Origin of the sequence: Hyphomonas sp. UBA4494, assembly GCF_002388935.1 — a bacterium.
In the GTDB taxonomy this organism is placed as follows: domain Bacteria; phylum Pseudomonadota; class Alphaproteobacteria; order Caulobacterales; family Hyphomonadaceae; genus Hyphomonas.
Genome location: NZ_DGNK01000009.1, coordinates 1 through 3,086, shown reverse-complemented (window position 1 = coordinate 3,086; position 3,086 = coordinate 1). Strand labels below are relative to the sequence as shown.

Here is a 3,086-nt window from a genome sequence, read left to right as displayed (position 1 = left end):
CGACAAAAGGTAGGAAGCCGTCCTGCTGGGCTTTGTTGAACCTGTGAATTTCATCAACGAACAGCAAGGTTCCCTTCCCGGTCGAACGCCGTGCTTCCGCGCGCTCGAAGGCGGCCCGCAGATCTTTCACGCCGGAAAAAATGGCGCTGATTGCCTCGAATTCCAAATCAGTTTCGCTGGCGAGCAACCGCGCAATGGTCGTCTTGCCGACGCCAGGTGGCCCCCAGAATATGATGGACGATAACCGGCCAGCTTCCAGCATGCGCCGCAAGGGTCCGTCAGGCCCAAGCAGGTGATCCTGCCCGACCACGTTGGACAAGGTTTGCGGACGCAATCTGTCAGCCAGCGGCTGAGGCGCACCTTCCGAAAGGCCCGAGGCAGAGAATAGGTCGTTCATGAGCCCGTTCTAGGCCCGATTGCAGAGCGTGATAAGGTGCCAAGTGGAGGAGACACAAAATGACACTCGAGATCACACCATCCGGGCAGGCATGCGGCGCTGAGATTCGCGGCGTTAACCTGTCTGCGCCGCTGCCCGCCGAGATCGTTGCAGATATTCGCGCGGCCTGGCTTGAACATCAGGTTCTCTCCTTTCCGGACCAATCAATGAGCGACGCAGACCTGGAACGCTTCACATTGTATTTTGGTCCCTTTGGAGAGGACCCATTCATTGCATCGATCCCCGGTCATCAGCACATAATCGCGGTTCAGCGCGCGGCCGACGAAACGGCACCGATCTTCGCAGAAAGCTGGCACACTGATTGGAGCTTTCAGGCCGCTCCGCCAAGCGGCACCTGTTTGTTCGGCATTACCATTCCGCCGCGGGGTGGCGACACGCTATTCGCCAATCAATATTTGGCGCTGGAGCAGATGCCCACGGAACTGCGTGAAAGGCTGGACGGCAAGAAAGCCATTCATTCCGCCAAGAACGCTTACGCCCCAGACGGCATGTATGGAGGGGCAGATAAAGCGAGCGGGCGCAGCATGACCATCATCGCATCCACTGCGGCACAGGCGTCTCATATACACGATATTATTAGAGAGCATCCTGAAACAGGTCGAGAGAGCGTCTTTGGCACGGCGGGCTATATTACAGGGTTCGAGGGCATGGCGCCCGACGAAGGTTGGGAATTGCTCGCTGAACTGTATCGCTGGCAAACCCGACCGGAATTTCAGTATCGGCATGTCTGGCAGGAAAACATGCTGGTGATGTGGGACAATCGCTGCCTGTTGCACATGGCAACCGGGGGCTATCCAGGACATGCGCGTCTGTTGCACCGCACAACAATTGGCGCGGCCTGATAGCTAGCCCACTGCCGGTTTCGCACGTACTGTGAAAAGAAAAACCGGGAGGAAAGCATGGCCGATACAGAGTATGAGGCGGAAGGCACAATTCCAGATCCCTGGAGCCTGCCGCTCGAAACCTTTGATGTCTCAAAGGCAGAGATATTCCTGAACAATAAGCAGGGGGAGTATTTCCGGCGACTGCGCAAGGAAGCGCCAGTCCATTATTGCCCGGAAAGCTCTGTCGGCGCGTATTGGTCCGTCACGAAGTATCATGACATCATCGCGGTCGATTCAAATCACAAGACTTTTTCATCTGAACCCAGCATCGTGATTGGCGACCCGAGCGACAATTTCCAGCCGCCCATGTTCATCGCTATGGACCCGCCAATTCATGACATCCAGCGCAAGGTGGCCCAGCCTGCTGTCGCACCGACCCAGCTCTCAGAACTCGAAGACCTGATCCGCCAACGTGTGTGCACGATCCTGGATAGCCTTCCTGTTGGCGAGGAATTCGACTGGGTAGAAAAAGTGTCAATCGAACTGACGACCCAAATGCTGGCGACATTGTTCGACTTTCCCTTCGAGGACCGCCACAAGCTGCCATTCTGGTCGGATGTTGCCACCACAAGCGATGCGGTCGGCATTGTCGGGACCGACATGGAGTGGCGCATGAAGCATTTGAATGAATGCGTAGGCTATTTCACCGAGCTCTGGCGCGAACGGGCGGAACAACCGCGAAAGTTCGACTTCATATCGCTGCTTGCCCATAGCGAAGATACAAAGAACATGGTCGACAATCCGATTGAGCTGCTCGGCAATCTGATGTTGCTCATCGTCGGTGGAAACGACACGACCCGGAACTCCATTTCCGGCGGGGTCTATTTCCTGAACCAGTTTCCTGACGAGTACGACAAGCTTCGAGCCGATCCGTCCCTGATCCCGAATATGGTTTCGGAAATCATTCGCTACCAGACGCCGTTGGCACACATGCGACGCATTGCAACCGAAGACACCGAACTTGGCGGCCAGAAGATACGCAAGGGCGACAAGGTCGTCATGTGGTATGCGTCAGGCAATCGCGATGAAGATGTCATCGATGATCCCGATGATTTCCGCATCGACCGAGACAATGCGCGGCGACACCTGTCTTTTGGTTTCGGCATCCATCGCTGCATGGGGAATCGCGTTGCGGAGATGCAATTGCGCATTCTGTGGGAAGAAATCATGAACCGGTTCGAGCGGGTCGAAGTAACGGGAGAACCCACGCGGGTCCTCTCCAATTTTGTGCTCGGCTATGAGAAACTTCCGGTTATTCTTCACGCGAGAAAAGACAGCTAAACGCTCAGGTTTTGGCCGGAATGCCCTACAAACATGCCTTGCGCCCCGGAGTTCAAATACCGTCGGTACGGGTAATCGACTCGTGGCGCAATTCATGCATTAAGATCGGCAAAGGCGCAGAATGCGTGGGTTTCCAAGGGTATGTTTGTCATGTTTTCAAATACGAAAAACGGACCGGTTCTGGTTCTGGAACTGAATGAGCTCTGCCCCCCCATCATTGATCGCATGATGGATGATGGCGAGCTTCCGAACTTCCGTAAGCTCCATAAGAGCTCAGACGTCTATGTTACCCATACCGACGACCCGACTTTGGAGCCGTGGGTACAATGGCCTACTTTCCACACGGGGCAAACGGAACACGTACACGGCGCTACAGAACTCGACGAAGGGCACCTGATCAAGACGCCCCGCATCTGGGACGCGCTGGCAGAAGACGGCATCGACAGCATCGTTTTCGGGTCGAT

The 3,086-nt window shown here is 55.6% G+C and carries 3 protein-coding genes and 1 pseudogene (1 of these 4 running past the window's edge); 3 read left to right on the top strand and 1 reads right to left on the bottom strand.

The window, feature by feature from the left end; translation table 11 throughout:
• Positions 1-397: pseudogene (locus B2P82_RS03380) on the bottom strand (AAA family ATPase); its annotated part reaches 204 nt to the left of the window's first position; the annotation flags it as partial.
• 59 nt (positions 398-456) lie between these two features.
• On the opposite strand from B2P82_RS03380, the gene B2P82_RS03375 reads away from it, so the two are divergent.
• The 3 genes from B2P82_RS03375 to B2P82_RS03365 all read left to right on the top strand — a co-directional run.
• Positions 457-1,299 (top strand): TauD/TfdA dioxygenase family protein, encoded by an 843-nt coding sequence (locus B2P82_RS03375; RefSeq protein ID WP_290495158.1) that lies wholly within the window; start codon positions 457-459, stop codon positions 1,297-1,299.
• A 57-nt stretch (positions 1,300-1,356) separates the two neighbouring features.
• Positions 1,357-2,622, top strand: coding sequence for a cytochrome P450 (locus tag B2P82_RS03370; RefSeq protein WP_290495156.1), 1,266 nt, complete (start codon positions 1,357-1,359; stop codon positions 2,620-2,622).
• Positions 2,623-2,772: 150 nt separating this feature from the next.
• Positions 2,773-3,086, top strand: a 314-nt coding sequence (locus B2P82_RS03365; RefSeq protein ID WP_290495154.1) for a hypothetical protein, incomplete at its 3' end; no start/stop codon positions are given.

Bases quoted from the DNA above. Each gene is read 5' to 3' on its own strand.
- B2P82_RS03370 (WP_290495156.1), top strand. From the start codon at position 1,357: ATGGCCGATACAGAGTATGAGGCGGAAGGCACAATTCCAGATCCCTGG.
- B2P82_RS03375 (WP_290495158.1), top strand. From the start codon at position 457: ATGACACTCGAGATCACACCATCCGGGCAGGCATGCGGCGCTGAGATT.